General features: G+C 62.8%; 16 protein-coding genes, 2 tRNA genes and 2 rRNA genes. 7 read left to right on the forward strand and 13 right to left on the reverse strand.

The features are described from left to right. Positions 1-7: 7 nt before the first annotated feature. The 7 genes from BAMB_RS02205 to rpe all read right to left on the reverse strand — a co-directional run bounded on the left by BAMB_RS02205 (position 8) and on the right by rpe (position 6,405). The gene (locus BAMB_RS02205) at positions 8-634 is read right to left on the reverse strand and encodes a CYTH domain-containing protein (protein ID WP_011655869.1); all 627 of its coding nucleotides are present in this window, start codon (positions 632-634) and stop codon (positions 8-10) included. Beyond that, the gene (trpC, locus tag BAMB_RS02210) at positions 634-1,419 is read right to left on the reverse strand and encodes an indole-3-glycerol phosphate synthase TrpC (protein ID WP_011655870.1); all 786 of its coding nucleotides are present in this window, start codon (positions 1,417-1,419) and stop codon (positions 634-636) included. The genes BAMB_RS02205 and trpC overlap by 1 nt, the downstream gene beginning before the upstream one ends. A 29-nt stretch (positions 1,420-1,448) precedes the next feature. Next, a complete protein-coding gene (gene trpD, locus BAMB_RS02215) occupies positions 1,449-2,480 on the reverse strand; it encodes an anthranilate phosphoribosyltransferase (RefSeq protein WP_011655871.1) in 1,032 nt (343 codons plus the stop codon). A gap of 13 nt (positions 2,481-2,493) precedes the next feature. Further along, positions 2,494-3,093 (reverse strand): aminodeoxychorismate/anthranilate synthase component II, encoded by a 600-nt coding sequence (locus BAMB_RS02220; protein WP_011655872.1) that lies wholly within the window; start codon positions 3,091-3,093, stop codon positions 2,494-2,496. A gap of 13 nt (positions 3,094-3,106) precedes the next feature. After that, entirely contained in the window at positions 3,107-4,600 is a 1,494-nt protein-coding gene (gene trpE / locus BAMB_RS02225) for an anthranilate synthase component I (protein WP_011655873.1), read from the reverse strand. Positions 4,601-4,958: 358 nt separating this feature from the next. Continuing rightward, on the reverse strand, positions 4,959-5,714 hold the full coding sequence (locus BAMB_RS02235; RefSeq protein WP_011655874.1) for a phosphoglycolate phosphatase: 756 nt from the start codon (positions 5,712-5,714) through the stop codon (positions 4,959-4,961). Between the two features lie 4 nt (positions 5,715-5,718). After that, the gene (rpe, locus tag BAMB_RS02240) at positions 5,719-6,405 is read right to left on the reverse strand and encodes a ribulose-phosphate 3-epimerase (RefSeq protein WP_006752695.1); all 687 of its coding nucleotides are present in this window, start codon (positions 6,403-6,405) and stop codon (positions 5,719-5,721) included. Positions 6,406-6,582: 177 nt separating this feature from the next. On the opposite strand from rpe, the gene apaG reads away from it, so the two are divergent. Further along, complete coding sequence (apaG, locus tag BAMB_RS02245) at positions 6,583-6,957, forward strand: Co2+/Mg2+ efflux protein ApaG (protein WP_011655875.1); 375 nt, start codon at positions 6,583-6,585, stop codon at positions 6,955-6,957. Positions 6,958-6,971: 14 nt separating this feature from the next. Here apaG and BAMB_RS35790 read toward each other — a convergent pair whose 3' ends face one another. After that, positions 6,972-7,115, reverse strand: a complete 144-nt coding sequence (locus BAMB_RS35790; protein WP_006758475.1) for a hypothetical protein — start codon at positions 7,113-7,115, stop codon at positions 6,972-6,974. A gap of 28 nt (positions 7,116-7,143) precedes the next feature. On the opposite strand from BAMB_RS35790, the gene mltA reads away from it, so the two are divergent. After that, the gene (mltA, locus tag BAMB_RS02250) at positions 7,144-8,268 is read left to right on the forward strand and encodes a murein transglycosylase A (protein ID WP_227739460.1); all 1,125 of its coding nucleotides are present in this window, start codon (positions 7,144-7,146) and stop codon (positions 8,266-8,268) included. 131 nt (positions 8,269-8,399) lie between these two features. On the opposite strand, the gene paaK is transcribed toward mltA, so the two are convergent. From paaK to paaN, 5 genes are all read right to left on the reverse strand, one after another. Continuing rightward, positions 8,400-9,698 carry a phenylacetate--CoA ligase PaaK gene (gene paaK, locus BAMB_RS02255; protein WP_011655877.1) on the reverse strand — a complete coding sequence of 433 codons (1,299 nt, stop codon included), beginning with the start codon at positions 9,696-9,698 and terminating at the stop codon, positions 8,400-8,402. A gap of 38 nt (positions 9,699-9,736) precedes the next feature. Next, complete coding sequence (gene paaI / locus BAMB_RS02260; RefSeq protein WP_011655878.1) at positions 9,737-10,189, reverse strand: hydroxyphenylacetyl-CoA thioesterase PaaI; 453 nt, start codon at positions 10,187-10,189, stop codon at positions 9,737-9,739. 1 nt (position 10,190) lies between these two features. Continuing rightward, on the reverse strand, positions 10,191-10,982 hold the full coding sequence (gene paaG, locus BAMB_RS02265) for a 2-(1,2-epoxy-1,2-dihydrophenyl)acetyl-CoA isomerase PaaG (protein ID WP_011655879.1): 792 nt from the start codon (positions 10,980-10,982) through the stop codon (positions 10,191-10,193). Positions 10,983-11,027: 45 nt separating this feature from the next. Beyond that, positions 11,028-12,230, reverse strand: a complete 1,203-nt coding sequence (pcaF, locus tag BAMB_RS02270; protein ID WP_011655880.1) for a 3-oxoadipyl-CoA thiolase — start codon at positions 12,228-12,230, stop codon at positions 11,028-11,030. Between the two features lie 87 nt (positions 12,231-12,317). Then, the gene (paaN, locus tag BAMB_RS02275) at positions 12,318-14,024 is read right to left on the reverse strand and encodes a phenylacetic acid degradation protein PaaN (RefSeq protein ID WP_011655881.1); all 1,707 of its coding nucleotides are present in this window, start codon (positions 14,022-14,024) and stop codon (positions 12,318-12,320) included. 129 nt (positions 14,025-14,153) lie between these two features. Between paaN and BAMB_RS02280 the strand changes: the two genes are divergently transcribed. The 5 genes from BAMB_RS02280 to BAMB_RS02300 all read left to right on the forward strand — a co-directional run bounded on the left by BAMB_RS02280 (position 14,154) and on the right by BAMB_RS02300 (position 20,481). After that, positions 14,154-14,930 (forward strand): enoyl-CoA hydratase, encoded by a 777-nt coding sequence (locus BAMB_RS02280; RefSeq protein ID WP_006762438.1) that lies wholly within the window; start codon positions 14,154-14,156, stop codon positions 14,928-14,930. Positions 14,931-15,477: 547 nt separating this feature from the next. Continuing rightward, positions 15,478-17,010, forward strand: a 16S ribosomal RNA gene (locus tag BAMB_RS02285). 62 nt (positions 17,011-17,072) lie between these two features. Then, a tRNA-Ile gene (locus BAMB_RS02290) sits at positions 17,073-17,149 on the forward strand. Between the two features lie 85 nt (positions 17,150-17,234). Next, positions 17,235-17,310: transfer RNA gene (locus tag BAMB_RS02295), tRNA-Ala, on the forward strand. Between the two features lie 289 nt (positions 17,311-17,599). Then, a 23S ribosomal RNA gene (locus tag BAMB_RS02300) occupies positions 17,600-20,481 on the forward strand. Together the 16S and 23S rRNA genes with 2 tRNA genes alongside form the textbook arrangement of a ribosomal RNA operon. Positions 20,482-20,625 lie beyond the last annotated feature (144 nt).

Genomic DNA, 20,625 nt, shown 5'->3' on the forward strand with positions numbered 1-20,625 from the left:
TGCGTGTTTATTGCGCGCGCAGCCGGTAGCCGCGCTGCGCCTTGCTGATGTTTTCGGGGGCGAGGCCCGGCAGCGCCTGCTGCAGTTCGGCGGCGAGCGTCGCGAGCGCCGCTTCCGGGCCGTCGATCAGTTCGAGTTCGATTTCGCTGATCGGTTCGCGGCGCGTATCGTTTTCCGTCTGGACGACGATCTCGCCGACGTCGACCGCGGCCTCGACGGTTGCGCCGCCGATTGCGATGCGCCACAGCGTACGCGAAAAATCCGTCCGGAACAGTGCGTGCAGCGCCGGCGCCGCGTCGCGCAGTGCGGCGGCAGCGTCCGGCACGTCGCACGCGGCGACGAGCGCGTCGATTTCGAGCGCATCGCCGGCAACGGGCAACTCCCATTCATGGCGACTATGCAGGCCGTCTTGCGCGCTGCCGACGGTCTTGAAGGTCTGCAGCCAGCCATGCGGCGTGCGGCGCACGCGCACCGCGCTCTTCGAACGGGCCAGCGCGAGATCGGGCGTGTCGTAGTAGACGTTCGCGAGCGTGATGACGTCGCCGGCTTCGCCAGTCAGCGTCTCGAAAAAGCGCCGGGCGGCATCGGCCTGACCGGCCGGCAGCGCGAGCTTGATTTCCGTTTCGATCGCCATCAGAAGAACATCCGCGCGAGTTCCTCGCCCGGCTGGTCGGCGCGCATGAACGCTTCGCCGACGAGGAACGCGTTCACGTTCGCCGCGCGCATCGTGTCGACGTCGGTGCGCGACAGGATCCCAGACTCGGTCACGACGATGCGTTCCGGCGGAATCATGTCGAGCATGTCGAGCGTGGTCTGGATCGACGTCTCGAACGTGCGCAGGTTGCGGTTGTTGATGCCGAGCAGCGGTGTCTTCAGCGTCAGCGCCTGTTCCATCTCGTCGCGGTCGTGGACTTCGACCAGCACCGCGAGGCCGAGCGAGTGCGCATACGCCTCGAGATCCTGCATCAGCGGCGTGTCGAGCGCGGCCGCGATCAGCAGGATCGCGTCGGCGCCCATCGCGCGTGCTTCGAGGATCTGGTACGCGTCGACGATGAAGTCCTTGCGCAGCACCGGCAGCGTGCAGGCCGCGCGCGCTTCCTCGAGGTAGCGGACGCTGCCCTGGAAGAACTGCTCGTCGGTCAGCACCGACAGGCACGCGGCGCCATGTGCCGCATACGAGCGCGCGATGTCGGCCGGCACGAAATGCTCGCGCAGCACGCCCTTCGACGGGCTCGCCTTCTTCACTTCGGCGATCACCGCCGCGTGGCCGGCCGCCTGCTTCGCGCGCAGTGCGCCGACGAAGTCGCGCAGGTCACGCGCCGATGCTTCCAGCTTCAGTGCCTCGAGCGGCGCGCTGCGCATGGCCGCCGCGATTTCTTCGCGCTTGACGGCGATGATTCGGTCGAGAATGTCGCTCATGTGGGTTCCTGCTTGATTCGTAAGGGGAGTCAGCGCTTGAACTGCTGCGTGAAGCGCACGAGTTCGTCGACCTTCGCGCGCGCCTTGCCGCTCGCGATCGCTTCGCGGGCGAGCTGGATGCCGTCCGCGATCGATTCGGCGATATTGGCCGCGTAGAGCGCGGTGCCCGCGTTCAGTGTAACGATTTCGCGTGCGACGCCCGGCTGGTTGTCCAGCGCGCCGAGCAGCATCGTGCGCGATTCCTCGGCATTTTCCACCTTCAGCGTGCGGTTCGACACCATCTGCAGGCCGAAGTCTTCCGGATGGATCTCGTATTCGTGCACCTTGCCGTCGCGCAATTCGCCGACGAGCGTCGCGGCGCCGAGCGACACTTCATCCATCCCGTCCTTGCCATACACCACCAGCACGTGCTGCGCGCCGAGACGTTGCATCACGCGCACCTGGATGCCGACGAGGTCGGGGTGGAACACGCCCATCAGCTGGTTCGGCGCGCCGGCCGGATTGGTCAGCGGGCCGAGAATGTTGAAGATCGTCCGCACGCCGAGCTCGCGGCGCACGGCCGCGATGTTCTTCATCGCCGGGTGGTGGTTCGGCGCGAACATGAAGCCCATGCCGGTTTCGGCGATCGACGCGGCAACCTGGTCGGGCTGCAGGTCGATGTTCACGCCGAGCGCGTCGAGCACGTCGGCGCTGCCGGACTTGCTCGACACGCCGCGGTTGCCGTGCTTCGCGACCTTCGCGCCGGCCGCTGCCGCGATGAACATCGACGCGGTCGAGATGTTGAACGTGTGCGAGCCGTCGCCGCCCGTGCCGACGATGTCGACGAAGTTCGAGTTGTCCTGCACCTCGACGTGATTCGCGAATTCGCGCATCACGGTCGCGGCGGCGGCGATCTCGCCGATCGTCTCCTTCTTCACGCGCAGCCCGGTGATGATCGCGGCCGCCATCACGGGCGACATGTCGCCGCGCATGATGAGCCGCATCAGATGCAGCATTTCGTCGTGGAAGATTTCGCGGTGCTCGATCGTGCGCTGCAGCGCTTCCTGCGGGGTAATCGTCATCGTGCGTCTCCCGTCAGGCGGCCGGCGCGGCCGCGTGGGCCGCTGCGCGATTCTGCTTCAGGAAATTCTCGAGCAGCGCATGGCCGTGCTCGGAGAGGATCGATTCCGGGTGGAACTGCACGCCCTCGATCGGCAGCGTCTTGTGGCGCACGCCCATGATCTCGCCGTCGTCGGTCCACGCGGACACCTCGAGGCAGTCGGGCAGCGACTCGCGTTCGATCGCGAGCGAGTGGTAGCGCGTGACGTCGAAATGCTTCGGCAGGTCGGCGAACACGCCGCGGCAGTCGGTTTCGATCCGGCTCACCTTGCCGTGCATGATGGTCTTCGCGCGCACAACGCGGCCGCCGAATGCTTCGCCGATCGCCTGGTGGCCGAGGCAGACGCCGAGAATCGGCTTCTTGCCCGCGAATTCGCGCAGCACGTCGAGCGTGATGCCCGCGTGCTGCGGGTTGCTCGGGCCGGGCGACAGGCAGATGGCGTCGGGGTTCAGCCGCGCGATGTCGTCGAGCGTGATTTCGTCGTTGCGGTACGTGTGCACGTCCTCGCCCAGTTCGCCGAAATACTGGACCAGGTTGTAGGTGAACGAGTCGTAGTTGTCGATCATGAGCAGCATGGTCAGTCTCCGGTCAGAAGTCGCTATCGAGGCCGTCCTGGACCTGTTCGGCCGCACGCAGCACCGCGCGCGCCTTGTTTTCGGTCTCTTGCCATTCGGATTCGGGCACCGAGTCGGCGACGACGCCGGCCGCCGCCTGCACATACAGGTTGCCGTTGTGAATCAGGCCCGTGCGGATCGCGATCGCGAGATCCATCTCGCCGGAGAACGACAGGTAGCCGACGGCACCGCCGTACAGCCCGCGCTTGACCGGCTCGAGCTCGTCGATCAGTTCCATCGCGCGCACCTTCGGCGCGCCGGACAGCGTGCCGGCCGGGAACGTCGCGCGCAGCACGTCGTAGTTCGTCATGCCGGGCTTCAGCTTGCCTTCGACCGAGCTGACGATGTGCTGCACGTGCGAGTACTTCTCGATCACCATCTTGTCGGTGACCTGCACCGAGCCGATCTGCGCGATGCGGCCGACGTCGTTGCGCGCGAGGTCGATCAGCATTACGTGCTCGGCGATTTCCTTCGGATCGTTCAGCAGTTCGGTCGCGAGTTCCGCGTCGCGTTCGGGCGTATTGCCGCGCGGGCGCGTGCCGGCGAGCGGACGGATCGTGACGATCTGGTCTTCGCCGCGCTTTTCCTGGCGCACCAGGATTTCCGGCGACGCGCCGACCACGTGGAAATCGCCGAAGTTGTAGTAATACATGTACGGCGACGGATTCAGCGAGCGCAGCGCGCGATACAGCGACAACGGATTGTCGCGGTACGGCTTCGTCAGCCGCTGGCCGACCTGGATCTGCATCAGTTCGCCGGCCGCGATGTATTCCTTCGCCTGGCGCACGGCGGCCAGATAGTCTTCCTTCTTGAATTCGCGGAACGTCTCGGTGCGCACGCTCGCCGACGTGACGGGCGGCTGCACGGTCGTGCGCAGGCGCTGCTTCAGCTCGCGCAGGCGCTGCTTCGCCTTCGTATAGGCCTCGGGCTGGGCCGGATCCGCATAGATGATCAGGTAGAGCTTGCCGGCGAGGTTGTCGATCACCGCGACTTCTTCGGTGAGCAGCAGCTGGATGTCGGGCAGGCCGAGATCGTCGCGCGGCGCGGTGTTCGCGAGCTTCTTCTCGATGTAGCGCACCGCGTCGTAGCCGAAATAGCCGGCGAGGCCGCCGCAGAAGCGCGGCAGGCCCGGGCGCTGCGCGACCTTGAAGCGCGCCTGGAACGACTCGATGAATTCGAACGGGTCGCCGTCGTGGGTCTCGACGACCTCGCCGTCGCGCACCACTTCGGACACGCCGTTGCGGGTGCGCACCAGCGTGCGTGCAGGCAGGCCGATGAACGAATAGCGGCCGAAGCGTTCGCCGCCGACCACCGACTCGAGCAGGAACGAGTTGGCGCCCGCACGTTCAGGCTGGGCCAGCTTCAGGTAGAGGGACAGCGGTGTTTCGAGGTCGGCGAGCGCTTCCGCGATCAGCGGGATACGGTTGTAGCCTTCGTTCGCGAGCGATTGGAATTCGAGTTCGGTCATGTTCCGGTCCTGTTCGGGACGAGCGGCGGTGTGCGCCAGGGATCACTTGACGCTGCGCGGGCTGCCGTCGGCGAAAGGGCGGTCGATCGAGAAGTGCCTGTTGCCGGCCGGCATTCCGGGCGTGAGCGTCGCGAGCCTGCGGCCGATCCTGAACGCAAGCGTTCGGGCGCGGTGGAACTCGAGGTGGTGCGACGATCGGCGCGCGGATGCGCAGCGAGATAAAAAACGGCGCTGAAGACGTGCCTCAGCGTACCTCATCGAAGAGGTTAGCGCGACCAGCGACGCCAGGGCCAGGCTCCCCGGTCGATGCTGCTCAGACTCCGTTTTTTATTCAGAAACATGCGGATGGAAGAAATAATCAGATGGTTGGCCGGCCGGCGTTGTGCGCGGTGATCGCGCGTGCTGCGACCAGCAACGAATCGACTATACCATCCGAATTTATCGTTTGTATAGCTTTGCCGTGGTTGTACCCGTACGGCACCGTCAGCGTCGCCATGCCGGCCGCACGGCCCGCCAGCGCGTCGTTTTCCGAGTCGCCGATCGCGACCGCCGCGTCCGGCGCGACGCCGAGCGCGTCGCAGGCCGCCAGCATCGGCAGGGGATCAGGCTTCTTGCGCGCGACGCTGTCGCCGCCGAGCACGATGCCGAAGCGATCGATCAACCCGTATTGCTCGAGCAGCTCGACCGCGAAGCGGTGCGGCTTGTTCGTCACGCACGCGAGCCGGATGCCGGCCGCGCGCAACGCGTCGAGGCCGGCCGCGACCTCGGGATAGAGGCGCGTGTGACGGCCGTTGATCTTTGCGTATTCGGTCTGATAGATCGCGAGCGCGTCGTCGAAGCGCGCGTGCGCTTGGTCGGGCGTGAAGCGCGGCTTCAGCACGCTCTGGATCAGATGCTCGGAGCCCTTGCCGACGTAACCGATCACCTCGTCGCGCGACGTGGCCGGCGCGCCGAGCTGCGCGAGCATGCCGTTCAGCCCGGCCGTGAAATCGTCGGCCGTATCGACCATCGTGCCGTCGAGGTCGATCAGCGCCGCGTCGATGCGCGGCGCCGCGAAACGGATCGGGCCGTCGGCTTCGGCCGGTGCCCGGCCCGCCAGCGAGGAATCGGCCACGGCGTCAGCTCCGCTCGACGGTCGCGAGCGCGGCGCGCATCTCGTCGATCACCGTGCGGTAGTCGGGCTTGCCGAAGATCGCCGAACCCGCGACGAAGGTGTCCGCGCCGGCTGCCGCGATTTCCGCGATGTTGTCGGCCTTCACGCCGCCGTCCACCTCGAGCAGGATCTCGCGGCCGGTGCGCTCGGTGTACGCGTCGATGCGGGCACGGGCCTCGCGCAGCTTGTTCAGCGTTTCCGGAATGAACGACTGGCCGCCGAAGCCGGGGTTCACCGACATCAGCAGCACGAAGTCGAGGCGGTCCATCACGTGGTCGAGATAGTTCAGCGGCGTGGCCGGATTGAACACGAGGCCGGCCTTGCAGCCGTGATCGCGGATCAGCGACAGGGTACGATCGATGTGGTCCGAGCCTTCCGGGTGGAAACTGATCAGGTTCGCGCCGGCTTTCGCGAAATCGGGCACGATCCGGTCGACCGGGCGCACCATCAGGTGCACGTCGATCGGCACCTGCACGTGCGGGCGGATCGCCTCGCACACGAGCGGGCCGATCGTCAGGTTCGGCACATAATGGTTGTCCATCACGTCGAAGTGAATCCAGTCGGCGCCGGCGGCGACCACGTTGCGGACTTCTTCGCCGAGCCGTGCAAAGTCGGCCGACAGGATGCTGGGAGCGATGCGAAATTGAGTCATGACAGGGGAGCGGGGACGCTGCGGCGCAAAACCGTCATTCTACCGTCCGGCGACCCGCTGCGCGGCGACAGGCCGTGCGGTGGCGGCCCGATTGCGCATAGAATGCCGAACCAATGCGGCGCGCCCGCGGCCCGGCCGCTCGAATCGGCGCGGGCGCTTACCTACAGCGGAAACATCATGAGTCAGTATCAGTTCACCGTTTCGGTGAAAACCAGCTACCTGCCGGAACAATCCGACCCCGATCGACGTCAATACGCATTCGCGTACACGCTGACCATCCGCAATACCGGGCAGGTCGCGGCGCAGCTGATCGCGCGTCACTGGATCATCACGGACAGCGAGAACCACGTGCAGGAAGTGAAGGGGCTCGGCGTCGTCGGGCACCAGCCGCTGCTGCAGCCGGGCGAACACTTCGAATACACGAGCTGGGCAGTGATCGCGACGCCGGTCGGCACGATGCGCGGCGCGTACTTCTGCGTGGCGGAGGACGGCGAGCGGTTCGAGGCGCCGGTCGAGGAATTTGCGCTGCACATGCCGCGCACGCTGCATTGAGCGTGCGAGGGCGGTCAGCGCGGCTGGCGGTCGTTGCCGCGGGCGTGCTTCTTCCTGCCCGACGACGTCCACACGACGATGAAGATCAGCAGGGCGAGCGCTACGAAAGCTTCGAGCGCGAAGATGAGCATCGGATATTGGTCGAGAAAATCTGACATGGCGGTTTCCATCAAGAACGGACATTGTATGTGGTTTGGGCCCCGGCTGGCCGGCTGGATTGCGGCGGCCGCGACGGCCGCACTGCTTGCCGCGTGCGGCGGCGCGCCGACGCGGACGTCGACGCTCAAGCCGCCGACCGGCACGGCGATCGTGCCGGGGCAGATCGCCGCGAAGCGGCTGACGCCGGTCGCCTGGCAGCAGGTGCCCGGCTGGCAGGACGATTCGCTGATCGGCGCGGCGGCCGCGCTGCGGCAGAACTGCGTGCGGCTCGCGCGCCAGCCGGCGTGGCAGCGCGCGTGCGCGGCGGCCGATCGCCTCGACGAACTCGACGTTAGCGGCGCGCGTGCATTCTTCGAAACGTATTTCACGCCGTTCCAGCTGGCGAACACCGACGGCACGCTCGACGGGCTCGTGACCGGCTATTACGAGCCGCTGCTGCACGGCTCGCGCGTGCGTCGCGGTCCTTACCAGTACGCGCTGTACCGCTGGCCGGCAGGCTATCGCGCCGGCGCCGCGCTGCCCGCTCGCGCGCAGCTCGAGCGCGCCGGCATCCTGAACGGCAACGAACTCGTGTGGGTCGACGATCCGATCGAGGCGTTCTTCCTGCAGGTGCAGGGTTCCGGACGCGTGCTGCTCGACGACGGCTCGGTGATGCGGGTCGGTTTCGGCGGGACCAACAACCAGCCGTACCGTTCGATCGGCAAGTGGCTGCTCGATCGCGGCGAGTTGACGCCTGCACAGGCGACGATGCAGGGCATCAAGGCGTGGGCGAAGGCGAACCCGACTCGCGTCGACGCGTTGCTCGACACGAATCCGCGCTTCGTGTTCTTCCGTGACATGCCGACCAAGGAAGATGCGCCGCACGGCGGCGCGGACGGCCCGATCGGCGCGCTCGGCGTGCCGCTCACGCCCGAGCGTTCGATCGCGGTCGATCCGTCGTCGATCCCGCTCGGCACGCCCGTGTTCCTGCAGACCACGCGTCCGTTGACGAATACGCCGATGAACCGGCTCGTGTTCGCGCAGGATACGGGCTCCGCGATCCGGGGCGGCGTGCGGGCCGACTATTTCTGGGGGCTCGGCGACGACGCCGGCGATCAGGCCGGGCGGATGAAGCAGACCGGCCGGATGTGGCTGCTGTTCCCGAATTCGTGATGCGCGGCGGTGCCGGCGTGCACGTGTAGCCGGGCATCGAACGAAACAGCCCGATCGGTTTGGTGGCCGGTCGGACTGTTTTTTTGTGCAAGCGATTCCTGCTTCGCGAGGCGATGGGGCCGCGGCGGGTGTCAGCCCTTGCGCTTGTCGATCACGCGGCGCGCCTTGCCGACCGAGCGCTCGATCCCGTTCACGGGCAGCACGTTGATCACGGCCGTCACGCCGATCAGCGACTTGATGTCGTGCGCGAGCGCTTGCCTGGCCGCATGGATCGCCGCGGTGTCGGGGGCCGTTTCGGGACACGGCTCGACGTTGAGCGTCAGCACGTCGAGCGGCCCTTCCTTCGTCAGCACGATCTGATAGTGCGGCGCGAGCGCGCGCTGCTTCAGCAGTTGTTCCTCGATTTGCGTCGGAAAGACGTTGACGCCCCGCACGATCATCATGTCGTCCGAACGCCCGGTGATTTTTTCCATCCGGCGCATCGTGCGCGCGGTGCCGGGCAGCAGACGCGTGAGGTCGCGTGTCCGGTAGCGGACGATCGGCAGCGCTTCCTTCGTCAGCGACGTGAACACCAGCTCGCCGAGTTCGCCGTCCGGCAGTACTTCGCCGGTCTCGGGATCGATGATTTCCGGATAGAAGTAGTCTTCCCAGATGGTCGGGCCGTCCTTGGTCTCGACGCATTCCGACGCGACGCCCGGACCCATCACTTCGGACAGCCCGTAGATATCGACCGCATCGATGCCCATGCGCTGCTCGATGGCCACGCGCATGTCGTTGGTCCACGGTTCCGCGCCGAAGATGCCGATGCGCAGCGAGCTTTGCGCGGGATCGAGGCCCTGGCGCTCGATCTCGTCGGCGATCGACAGCATGTAGCTCGGCGTCACCATGATGATGTCGGGGCGGAAATCCTGGATCAGCTGCACCTGCTTCTCGGTCTGGCCGCCGCCGAACGGGATCACCGTCAGCCCCGCGCGTTCGGCGCCGTAGTGCGCGCCGAGCCCGCCCGTGAATAGCCCGTAGCCGTAGCTGACGTGAACCTTGTCGCCGCGGCGCGCGCCGGCCGCGCGGATCGAGCGCGCGACGAGATTCGCCCACGTGTCGATGTCGCGCGCCGTGTAGCCGACGACGGTCGGCTTGCCGGTCGTGCCCGACGACGCGTGAATGCGCGAGATCTGATCCTGCGGCACCGCGAACATCCCGAATGGATAGCTGTCGCGTAGGTCGCTCTTGGTCGTGAACGGGAAGCGCGACAGATCCGCGAGCGTTTTCAGGTCGTCGGGATGCACGCCCGCTTCGTCGAATTTGCGGCGATAGACGGGGGAGTGCTCATACGCATGCCGGAGCGACCATTTCAGGCGTTCGAGTTGCAGCGCGGTCAACTCGTCGCGTGAGGCGGTCTCGATCGGCTCGAGCGGTAGCGGGGTGGTCATGCGTGTCTCCAGTGATTGTTATGAGCGAGCCGTGCGCGTCAGCGGTCTTCCGGGAGGACCGTGCCCTTGATTTGGGCCGATTTGCCGCGAAACATGGCGACCGTTTCGCCTGTCTGGTTCGTGACGCGGATGTCGTAGATGCCGTACCGGCCGTTGCGCGTCTGTTCGATCGCCTCGGCCGTCAGCTGGTCATTGCCGTATACAGGGCGCAGGTATTCGATCGAGCAGCCCGCCGCGACGGTATTCAGGTTGTACGAGTTGCACGCGAACGCGAACGTCGAATCGGCGAGGGTGAAGATGATGCCGCCGTGGCAGGTCTGGTGTCCGTTCAGGAATTCCGGCCGTACGCGCATTTGCAGGCGAGCGTAGCCGGCGCGCACTTCGGCGATTTCCATGCCGAACGCGCGGCTGCAGGCGTCCGCATCGTACATGGCCTGCGCCGTCGCACGGGCGAGCGCATCGGGGGCGAGCGTGTCGGTGGACGTGGTCATGTCAACGCCCCTCGAAGCGCGGCGCGCGCTTCTCGATGAACGCCTGTACGCCTTCCGCGTAGTCGGCCGACTGGCCGAGCTTGCGCTGCAGGTCGCGCTCGAGGTCGAGCTGCTGGTCGAGCGTATTCGTCATGCTGTCGCGCATCGCCTGCTTGATCGATGCGATCGCGAGCGTCGGCTGCTGCGCGAGCTGGTTGGCGACCTGACGGGCCGACGCGGCGAGCGCATCGTCGTCGATCGCGCGCCAGATCAAGCCCCATTGTTCGGCCTGTTCGGCCCCGAGCTTGTCGCCGGTCAGGGCGAGCCCGAGCGCGCGGGCCATGCCGACGCGTTGCGGCAGGAACCAGGTGCCGCCCGAATCGGGTACGAGCCCGATCTTGACGAAGGCCTGGATGAAACTGCTCGAGCGCGCGGCAAATACGATGTCGCATGCGAGCGCGAGATTCGCGCCGGCGCCGGCCGCCGTGCCGTTGACGGCGGCGATCACCGGAATCGGCATGCGTTGCAGGCGGCGGATCAGCGGATTGAAATGCTCGTCGATCAGCGTGCCGAGGTCGGTGGACGCGCCTGGCGTGAAGTCGAGGTCGGCCAGATCCTGGCCCGCGCAGAAGCCGCGCCCCGCACCCGTCAGGATCAGCGCACGCGCGCCGCTCGCGTCGACTTCATCGAGCGCCGACTGCAGTTCGCGGTGCATCGCCCGCGTGAAGCTGTTCAGCTTGTCCGGACGGTTGAGGGTGATCGCGGCCACGCGGGCCGCCTGATCGATATCCAGCTGGATCGCCTGATATGACATGCAGAGTCTCCTTCATGACTTCGTTATAGGCGCGCGGCGCGTCGGTTACACGCGTTCGATCGCGATCGCGATGCCCTGGCCGACGCCGATGCACATCGTACAGAGCGCAAAGCGGCCGCCCGTACGCTCGAGTTGGTGAAGCGCCGTGGTCACGAGCCGCGCACCCGATGCGCCGAGCGGATGGCCGAGCGCGATCGCACCGCCGTTGGGGTTCACGCGCGGATCGTCGTCGGCGACACCGAGCATGCGCAGCACCGCGAGACCCTGCGACGCGAACGCTTCGTTCAGCTCGATCACGTCGAACTGGTCGATCGTCATGCCGAGCTGGCGCAACAGTTTCTGCGTGGCCGGCGCCGGGCCGATACCCATCACGCGCGGCTCGACGCCGGCGCTCGCCATGCCGACGACACGCGCGCGGCGGCGCAGCCCATATTGATCGGCGGCTTCCGCGTTGGCGAGCAGCAGTGCGCATGCGCCGTCGTTGACGCCTGACGCGTTGCCGGCCGTGACCGAGCCGTCGGGACGCACGACGCCCTTCAGCTTCGCGAGCGCTTCGAGCGATGTTTCGCGCGGATGCTCGTCGAGCGATACGACGAGCGCGTCGCCTTTTTTCTGCGCAATCGTGACGGGGACGATTTCGGCGGCGAGCGTGCCGTCCTGCTGCGCACGCGCGGCCTTCTGCTGGCTGCGCAGCGCGAATAGATCCTGGTCGGCGCGGCTGATGTTGTAGTCGACCGCGACGTTCTCGGCCGTCTCGGGCATCGAATCGACGCCGTATTGCTGTTTCATCAGCGGATTAATGAAACGCCAGCCGATCGTCGTGTCGAAAATCGCAGCCTGGCGCGCGAATGCGCTGGCGGCCTTGCCCATCACGAACGGCGCGCGCGTCATGCTTTCGACGCCGCCCGCGATCATCAAGCGTGCCTCGCCCGCCTTGATCGCGCGCGCGGCCGTGCCGACGGCGTCCATGCCCGAGCCGCATAACCGGTTCAGCGTCGTGCCCGGCACGGCGGTCGGCAAGCCCGCGAGCAGCGCGGACATGCGCGCGACGTTGCGGTTGTCTTCGCCGGCCTGGTTCGCGCAGCCATAGATCACGTCGTCGATCGCCGACCAGTCGACGTTCCGGTTGCGTTCGATCAGCGCCTTGAGCGGCACCGCGCCGAGATCGTCGGCACGAACGTCTTTCAGGGCGCCGCCGTAGCGGCCGATGGGTGTGCGAATCGCATCGCAGATGTAGGCGTCGGTCATGGATATGTCGATGTGCAACGAACCCGCCGGGTGGCGGATTCGTTCATGGTAGGGAATGTGGCGGCGTTTGCACGTCGGCCATTCGGGTTATGCAGTCTGGCTGACTTCCGCGGGCACTGCCTTCGGCGCAACATGGACGCGGCTTTGCACCACGCGGAACCGGTTGGCGACGAACGCCGGGTCGGCCAGCGCCGCGTTTGCGGCCGGGTTCGCACCGGTGCCGTGGAAGTCGGAGAACGCGGCCGACTGGTTGACGAACACACCACCCGTCAGGTTGATCGATAGTGCGACGCCGCCACGCACCGCCGCATCGTGCGCGGCGTCGAGGATCTTCTCGTCGGTGCTGTAGACGGAGAGCGTCAGCGCGCCATGCTCCGCGGCGATTTCGCCGGCGAGATCGAGCGACTGGGCGGTCGAGTCGGTCGCGATCACGAACGAGATCGGGCCGAACCACTCCTGCGTGAATTTCGCGCGGTCGGCCACGTCGAGCTGCAGCACCAGCGGCGTGCGCACGCGCGCGTCGGCGAACGCCGGGTGCTGGAGCGTCTGGCTGTCGGCGAGCACGCGGCCGAGCTTGCGGGCATCGCCGATGCGCGCGGTCACGCCGTCGTTCTGGATCGCGCCGATCAGTTCGACCGAGCGAGCCGGGTCGCCGGTCAGCTTCTGCACGGACACGGCGATCGCCTGCGCGACTTCGTCGAAGCTTGCGTGGCCGTCCGCGGTCCGGATGCCGTCGCGCGGCACGTAGATGTTCTGCGGCGCGGTGCACATCTGGCCGGAGTACAGCGCCAGCGAGAACGCGATGTTCTTCGCCGCGGCCTTCAGGTCGTCGGTCGAGTCGATCACGATCTGGTTGACGCCGGCCTTCTCCGTATACACCTGGGCCTGATGGGCATGGCGTTCGAGCCACGTGCCGTTTTGCGTGCTGCCCGTGAAGTCGATCAGCTTGATTTCAGGACGCAGCGCGAGGTCCTGGACGAGGGCGCCGTCGTTCGGTTCGGTTGCGAGGAGCGTGATGACGTTCGGATCGAAGCCTGCCTCGCGCAGCACGTCGCGGGCGATGCGAACCGTGATCGCAAGCGGCAGGATCGCACCCGGGTGCGGTTTGACGATCACCGTGTTGCCGGTCGCCAGGTCGGCGAACAGGCCGGGGTAGCCGTTCCACGTCGGGAACGTGCAGCAGCCGAGCACGAGGCCGGTGCCGCGCGGGACGATCGTATAGCGCTTGTGCATCGCGAGCGGCGGGTTCTTGCCTTGCGGCTTTTCCCAGTGCGCATCGGCAGGGATGCGACGCAGTTCGTCCCACGCATAGGCGACTGCTTCGAGTGCGCGATCCTGCGCATGCGGGCCGCCGGCCTGGAACGCCATCATGAACGCCTGGCCCGTGGTGTGCATCACGCTGTAGGCAATCTCGAAGCTTGCACGGTTCAGCCGCGCAAGGATTTCGAGGCTGACGCCGATCCACGCGCTCGGGCCGGCTTCGCGCCATGCCCGCTGGGCAGCTGCGGCCGCTGCAATCAGCTCGTCGGGCGTCGATTTCGGATAGCGGACGCCGAGTGCGATCCCGTACGGCGACTGCTCCGCGCCCACGGTCCCGGCGGACGCCGGCTGGTCGAGCACGAACGTGTTGCCGAGGTGTGCTTTGAACGCCGCTTCGCCATCGGCGTTGGCGCTTTCCCCGTACACTTTGGGACTCGGCATCTCCGCGAACGGGCTCCAGTACCCGCGGCTCTCGATGGCGGCGAGGGCGTGTTTCAGCGTGTCTTCGTGCTTCGTGAACAGTGCATGGGTCATGACGGCAGCCTGATGGACGTTGAGAGGGATCGGATCGATTAATTAACCGACCGGTTGGTCGGAGAATGGTAGCATCAATCTATTCGCGTGTGCGAGGCGTTTCTCATTTCATTGATCGAGGAGAAATAGATGTCTTACGAGAACATCCTGGTGGAGACCCGGGGGCGTGTCGGGCTGGTCACGCTCAACCGCCCGAAGGCGCTCAATGCGCTGAACGATGCGTTGATGGATGAGTTGGGCGCTGCGCTGAAAGCGTTCGACGCGGACGACGAGATCGGCGCGATCGTCGTGACGGGGAGCGAGAAGGCGTTCGCGGCCGGGGCCGACATCGGCATGATGGCGACCTATTCCTATATGGATGTGTACCGCGGCGACTACATCACGCGTAACTGGGAGACGGTCCGCGAGATCCGCAAGCCGATCATTGCTGCCGTGGCGGGGTTCGCGCTCGGCGGCGGCTGCGAGCTCGCGATGATGTGCGACATCATCTTCGCGGCGGATACAGCCAAGTTCGGCCAGCCCGAAATCAAGCTGGGCGTGATGCCGGGTGCGGGCGGCACGCAGCGCCTGCCGCGCGCGGTGTCGAAGGCGAAGGCGATGGACATGTGCCTGACCGCGCGCTTCATGGATGCGGCCGAGGCTGAGCGGGCCGGGCTCGTTTCGCGCGTGCTGCCGGCCGACAAGTTGCTCGACGAAGCGATTGCCGCGGCGACGACGATCGCCGAGTTTTCGCTGCCGGCGGTCATGATGGTCAAGGAGTCGGTGAACCGTGCGTATGAGACGACGCTGGCCGAGGGCGTTCATTTCGAGCGTCGGCTGTTCCATTCGCTGTTCGCGACCGAAGATCAGAAGGAAGGGATGGCGGCATTCGTCGAGAAGCGGAAGCCGGTATTCAAGAACCGCTGATCCGGTGGCGACGGGTGTCGGTCGCCGGCAGGATCTTCTGGTGCAACGGACCCCAAGCCCCCGTGCGCGGCAGCGCACGAGGGCTTTTTCAAAATATTTTCACAAAGGGGTTGCATAGGCAGGGGCGGGTGCTTAGAATCACGCCTCTTTCGCGCTAACGGAAACGCGGTGCGGGAAGGAAGGGACGCGGTGCTGACGGGGAAGGTTGTAGAAGCCCTGGCGCACACGAAGTTGAGCCCCTCGCCGTCGCAACGAAGCAGTTCAGAAAGTTGTTGACGAGCGAAGAAAGACGGTTCATAATCTCGCTTCTCTGCTGCTGAAAACGCAGCGCTGCTGGGAAACAGAAGGTTTCTCGCAGAAATGCTCTTTAAAAATTAACAGCCGATAAGTGTGGGCGCTTGATGGCAGCGAGCTGATCCTCGGATCAGATAGCGAAAGTATCAAGAGTCTCACACTAAAGTAAGTCAGGTTTATGAAGTGATTCATATTCCTGTCAGCTTTGAGTGAGCGACCGGTTCTTAACCGAACCGAAAACAGTAACAGGTTTAAACTGAAGAGTTTGATCCTGGCTCAGATTGAACGCTGGCGGCATGCCTTACACATGCAAGTCGAACGGCAGCACGGGTGCTTGCACCTGGTGGCGAGTGGCGAACGGGTGAGTAATACATCGGAACATGTCCTGTAGTGGGGGATAGCCCGGCGAAAGCCGGATTAATACCGCATACGATCTACGGATGAAAGCGGGGGACCTTCGGGCCTCGCGCTATAGGGTTGGCCGATGGCTGATTAGCTAGTTGGTGGGGTAAAGGCCTACCAAGGCGACGATCAGTAGCTGGTCTGAGAGGACGACCAGCCACACTGGGACTGAGACACGGCCCAGACTCCTACGGGAGGCAGCAGTGGGGAATTTTGGACAATGGGCGAAAGCCTGATCCAGCAATGCCGCGTGTGTGAAGAAGGCCTTCGGGTTGTAAAGCACTTTTGTCCGGAAAGAAATCCTTGGTTCTAATATAGCCGGGGGATGACGGTACCGGAAGAATAAGCACCGGCTAACTACGTGCCAGCAGCCGCGGTAATACGTAGGGTGCGAGCGTTAATCGGAATTACTGGGCGTAAAGCGTGCGCAGGCGGTTTGCTAAGACCGATGTGAAATCCCCGGGCTCAACCTGGGAACTGCATTGGTGACTGGCAGGCTAGAGTATGGCAGAGGGGGGTAGAATTCCACGTGTAGCAGTGAAATGCGTAGAGATGTGGAGGAATACCGATGGCGAAGGCAGCCCCCTGGGCCAATACTGACGCTCATGCACGAAAGCGTGGGGAGCAAACAGGATTAGATACCCTGGTAGTCCACGCCCTAAACGATGTCAACTAGTTGTTGGGGATTCATTTCCTTAGTAACGTAGCTAACGCGTGAAGTTGACCGCCTGGGGAGTACGGTCGCAAGATTAAAACTCAAAGGAATTGACGGGGACCCGCACAAGCGGTGGATGATGTGGATTAATTCGATGCAACGCGAAAAACCTTACCTACCCTTGACATGGTCGGAATCCTGCTGAGAGGTGGGAGTGCTCGAAAGAGAACCGGCGCACAGGTGCTGCATGGCTGTCGTCAGCTCGTGTCGTGAGATGTTGGGTTAAGTCCCGCAACGAGCGCAACCCTTGTCCTTAGTTGCTACGCAAGAGCACTCTAAGGAGACTGCCGGTGACAAACCGGAGGAAGGTGGGGATGACGTCAAGTCCTCATGGCCCTTATGGGTAGGGCTTCACACGTCATACAATGGTCGGAACAGAGGGTTGCCAACCCGCGAGGGGGAGCTAATCCCAGAAAACCGATCGTAGTCCGGATTGCACTCTGCAACTCGAGTGCATGAAGCTGGAATCGCTAGTAATCGCGGATCAGCATGCCGCGGTGAATACGTTCCCGGGTCTTGTACACACCGCCCGTCACACCATGGGAGTGGGTTTTACCAGAAGTGGCTAGTCTAACCGCAAGGAGGACGGTCACCACGGTAGGATTCATGACTGGGGTGAAGTCGTAACAAGGTAGCCGTATCGGAAGGTGCGGCTGGATCACCTCCTTTCCAGAGCTTCTCGCAAAATTGAGCGCTCACGCTTATCGGCTGTAAATTAAAGACAGACTCAGGGGTCTGTAGCTCAGTCGGTTAGAGCACCGTCTTGATAAGGCGGGGGTCGTTGGTTCGAATCCAACCAGACCCACCATTGTCTGACGTGTCGGTGGTCGTTAGCGCTTCAGCGCTTACGAGTACCTCTACCGCTAGGCTGAAACCTGAGGTCATCTGTACATGGGGGCATAGCTCAGCTGGGAGAGCACCTGCTTTGCAAGCAGGGGGTCGTCGGTTCGATCCCGTCTGCCTCCACCAATCACCAACGCTAAGGGCTTGGTTCAGACACTGAACCGAGAATTTTGCATTGGCGATTGAGCCAGTCAGAGTGATATCAACAGATATCGGCTGTCGTTCTTTAACAATCTGGAAGAAGTAAGTAATTTGGATAGCGGAAGCGTCTTGAGATGGACGTGGAAACTATCCGGGTTGTGATTGTATCGATGTATCTCAAGATGATTCGAACTCTATGTTTGACTCAATTGGAATACGGCACAACGCGAGAACTCAACCTGTAGCGACTGTCGATGAGACAGACTCGTTATAGGGTCAAGCGAACAAGTGCATGTGGTGGATGCCTTGGCGATCACAGGCGATGAAGGACGCGGTAGCCTGCGAAAAGCTACGGGGAGCTGGCAAACGAGCTTTGATCCGTAGATGTCCGAATGGGGAAACCCACTCCTTTTGGAGTATCCATGGCTGAATACATAGGCCATGCGAAGCGAACGCGGTGAACTGAAACATCTAAGTAACCGCAGGAAAAGAAATCAACCGAGATTCCCAAAGTAGTGGCGAGCGAAATGGGATGAGCCTTGTACTCTTTATTTGTATTGTTAGCCGAACGCTCTGGAAAGTGCGGCCATAGCAGGTGATAGCCCTGTAGGCGAAAACAGTATGAAAGAACTAAGTGTACGACAAGTAGGGCGGGACACGTGAAATCCTGTCTGAAGATGGGGGGACCATCCTCCAAGGCTAAATACTCGTGATCGACCGATAGTGAACCAGTACCGTGAGGGAAAGGCGAAAAGAACCCCGGGAGGGGAGTGAAATAGATCCTGAAACCGCATGCATACAAACAGTCGGAGCCTCGTAAGGGGTGACGGCGTACCTTTTGTATAATGGGTCAGCGACTTACGTTCAGTAGCAAGCTTAACCGTATAGGGCAGGCGTAGCGAAAGCGAGTCCGAATAGGGCGTTCAGTTGCTGGGCGTAGACCCGAAACCAAGTGATCTATCCATGGCCAGGATGAAGGTGCGGTAACACGTACTGGAGGTCCGAACCCACTAACGTTGAAAAGTTAGGGGATGAGCTGTGGATAGGGGTGAAAGGCTAAACAAACTTGGAAATAGCTGGTTCTCTCCGAAAACTATTTAGGTAGTGCCTCGTGTCTCACCTTCGGGGGTAGAGCACTGTCATGGTTGGGGGGTCTATTGCAGATTACCCCGCCATAGCAAACTCCGAATACCGAAGAGTGCAATCACGGGAGACAGACATCGGGTGCTAACGTCCGGTGTCAAGAGGGAAACAACCCAGACCGCCAGCTAAGGTCCCCAAATATAGCTAAGTGGGAAACGAAGTGGGAAGGCTAAAACAGTCAGGAGGTTGGCTTAGAAGCAGCCACCCTTTAAAGAAAGCGTAATAGCTCACTGATCGAGTCGTCCTGCGCGGAAGATGTAACGGGGCTAAGCTATATACCGAAGCTGCGGATGCGAGCTATGCTCGCATGGTAGGAGAGCGTTCCGTAAGCCTGCGAAGGTGCGTTGAAAAGCGTGCTGGAGGTATCGGAAGTGCGAATGCTGACATGAGTAGCGATAAAGGGGGTGAAAGGCCCCCTCGCCGTAAGCCCAAGGTTTCCTACGCAACGTTCATCGGCGTAGGGTGAGTCGGCCCCTAAGGCGAGGCAGAAATGCGTAGCTGATGGGAAGCAGGTCAATATTCCTGCACCATTGTTAGATGCGATGGGGGGACGGATCGCGGAAGGTTGTCCGGGTGTTGGAAGTCCCGGTCGCTGCATTGGAGAAGGCACTTAGGCAAATCCGGGTGCGTAATTCAAGGGTGTGGCGCGAGCTCCTTAGGGAGCGAAGCAATTGGAAGTGGTTCCAAGAAAAGCCTCTAAGCTTCAGTCTAATGATGACCGTACCGCAAACCGACACAGGTGGGCGAGATGAGTATTCTAAGGCGCTTGAGAGAACTCGGGAGAAGGAACTCGGCAAATTGGTACCGTAACTTCGGGATAAGGTACGCCCTTGTAGCTTGATGCGCCTGCGCGCAGAGGGTGAAGGGGTTGCAATAAACTGGTGGCTGCGACTGTTTAATAAAAACACAGCACTCTGCAAACACGAAAGTGGACGTATAGGGTGTGACGCCTGCCCGGTGCCGGAAGATTAAATGATGGGGTGCAAGCTCTTGATTGAAGTCCCGGTAAACGGCGGCCGTAACTATAACGGTCCTAAGGTAGCGAAATTCCTTGTCGGGTAAGTTCCGACCTGCACGAATGGCGTAACGATGGCCACACTGTCTCCTCCCGAGACTCAGCGAAGTTGAAGTGTTTGTGATGATGCAATCTACCCGCGGCTAGACGGAAAGACCCCATGAACCTTTACTGTAGCTTTGCATTGGACTTTGAACCGATCTGTGTAGGATAGGTGGGAGGCTATGAAACCGGAACGCTAGTTTCGGTGGAGCCGTCCTTGAAATACCACCCTGGTTTGTTTGAGGTTCTAACCTTGGCCCGTGATCCGGGTCGGGGACAGTGCATGGTAGGCAGTTTGACTGGGGCGGTCTCCTCCCAAAGCGTAACGGAGGAGTACGAAGGTACGCTAGGTACGGTCGGAAATCGTGCTGATAGTGCAATGGCATAAGCGTGCTTAACTGCGAGACCGACAAGTCGAGCAGGTGCGAAAGCAGGTCATAGTGATCCGGTGGTTCTGTATGGAAGGGCCATCGCTCAACGGATAAAAGGTACTCTGGGGATAACAGGCTGATACCGCCCAAGAGTTCATATCGACGGCGGTGTTTGGCACCTCGATGTCGGCTCATCTCATCCTGGGGCTGTAGCCGGTCCCAAGGGTATGGCTGTTCGCCATTTAAAGAGGTACGTGAGCTGGGTTTAAAACGTCGTGAGACAGTTTGGTCCCTATCTGCCGTGGGCGTTGGATATTTGAAGGGGGCTGCTCCTAGTACGAGAGGACCGGAGTGGACGAACCTCTGGTGTACCGGTTGTCACGCCAGTGGCATCGCCGGGTAGCTATGTTCGGAAGAGATAACCGCTGAAAGCATCTAAGCGGGAAACTCGCCTTAAGATGAGATATCCCTGGGGACTAGATCCCCTTGAAGGGTCGTTCGAGACCAGGACGTTGATAGGTCAGGTGTGTAAGCGCAGTAATGCGTTCAGCTAACTGATACTAATTGCCCGTAAGGCTTGATCCTATAACAAGTCTGTCTCGATAGCCGTTAGCGCTTCAGCGCTTACGGATATCGAGCGTCGAGTGCCAGGCACTCGACGTACTGCGGTTGAACTACCGCGTATGTGTGAGATACAGCTCACAACCTAAATTACTGCTTCTTCCAAGA

Origin of the sequence: Burkholderia ambifaria AMMD (assembly GCF_000203915.1) — a bacterium.
Taxonomy (GTDB): Bacteria; Pseudomonadota; Gammaproteobacteria; order Burkholderiales; family Burkholderiaceae; genus Burkholderia; species Burkholderia ambifaria.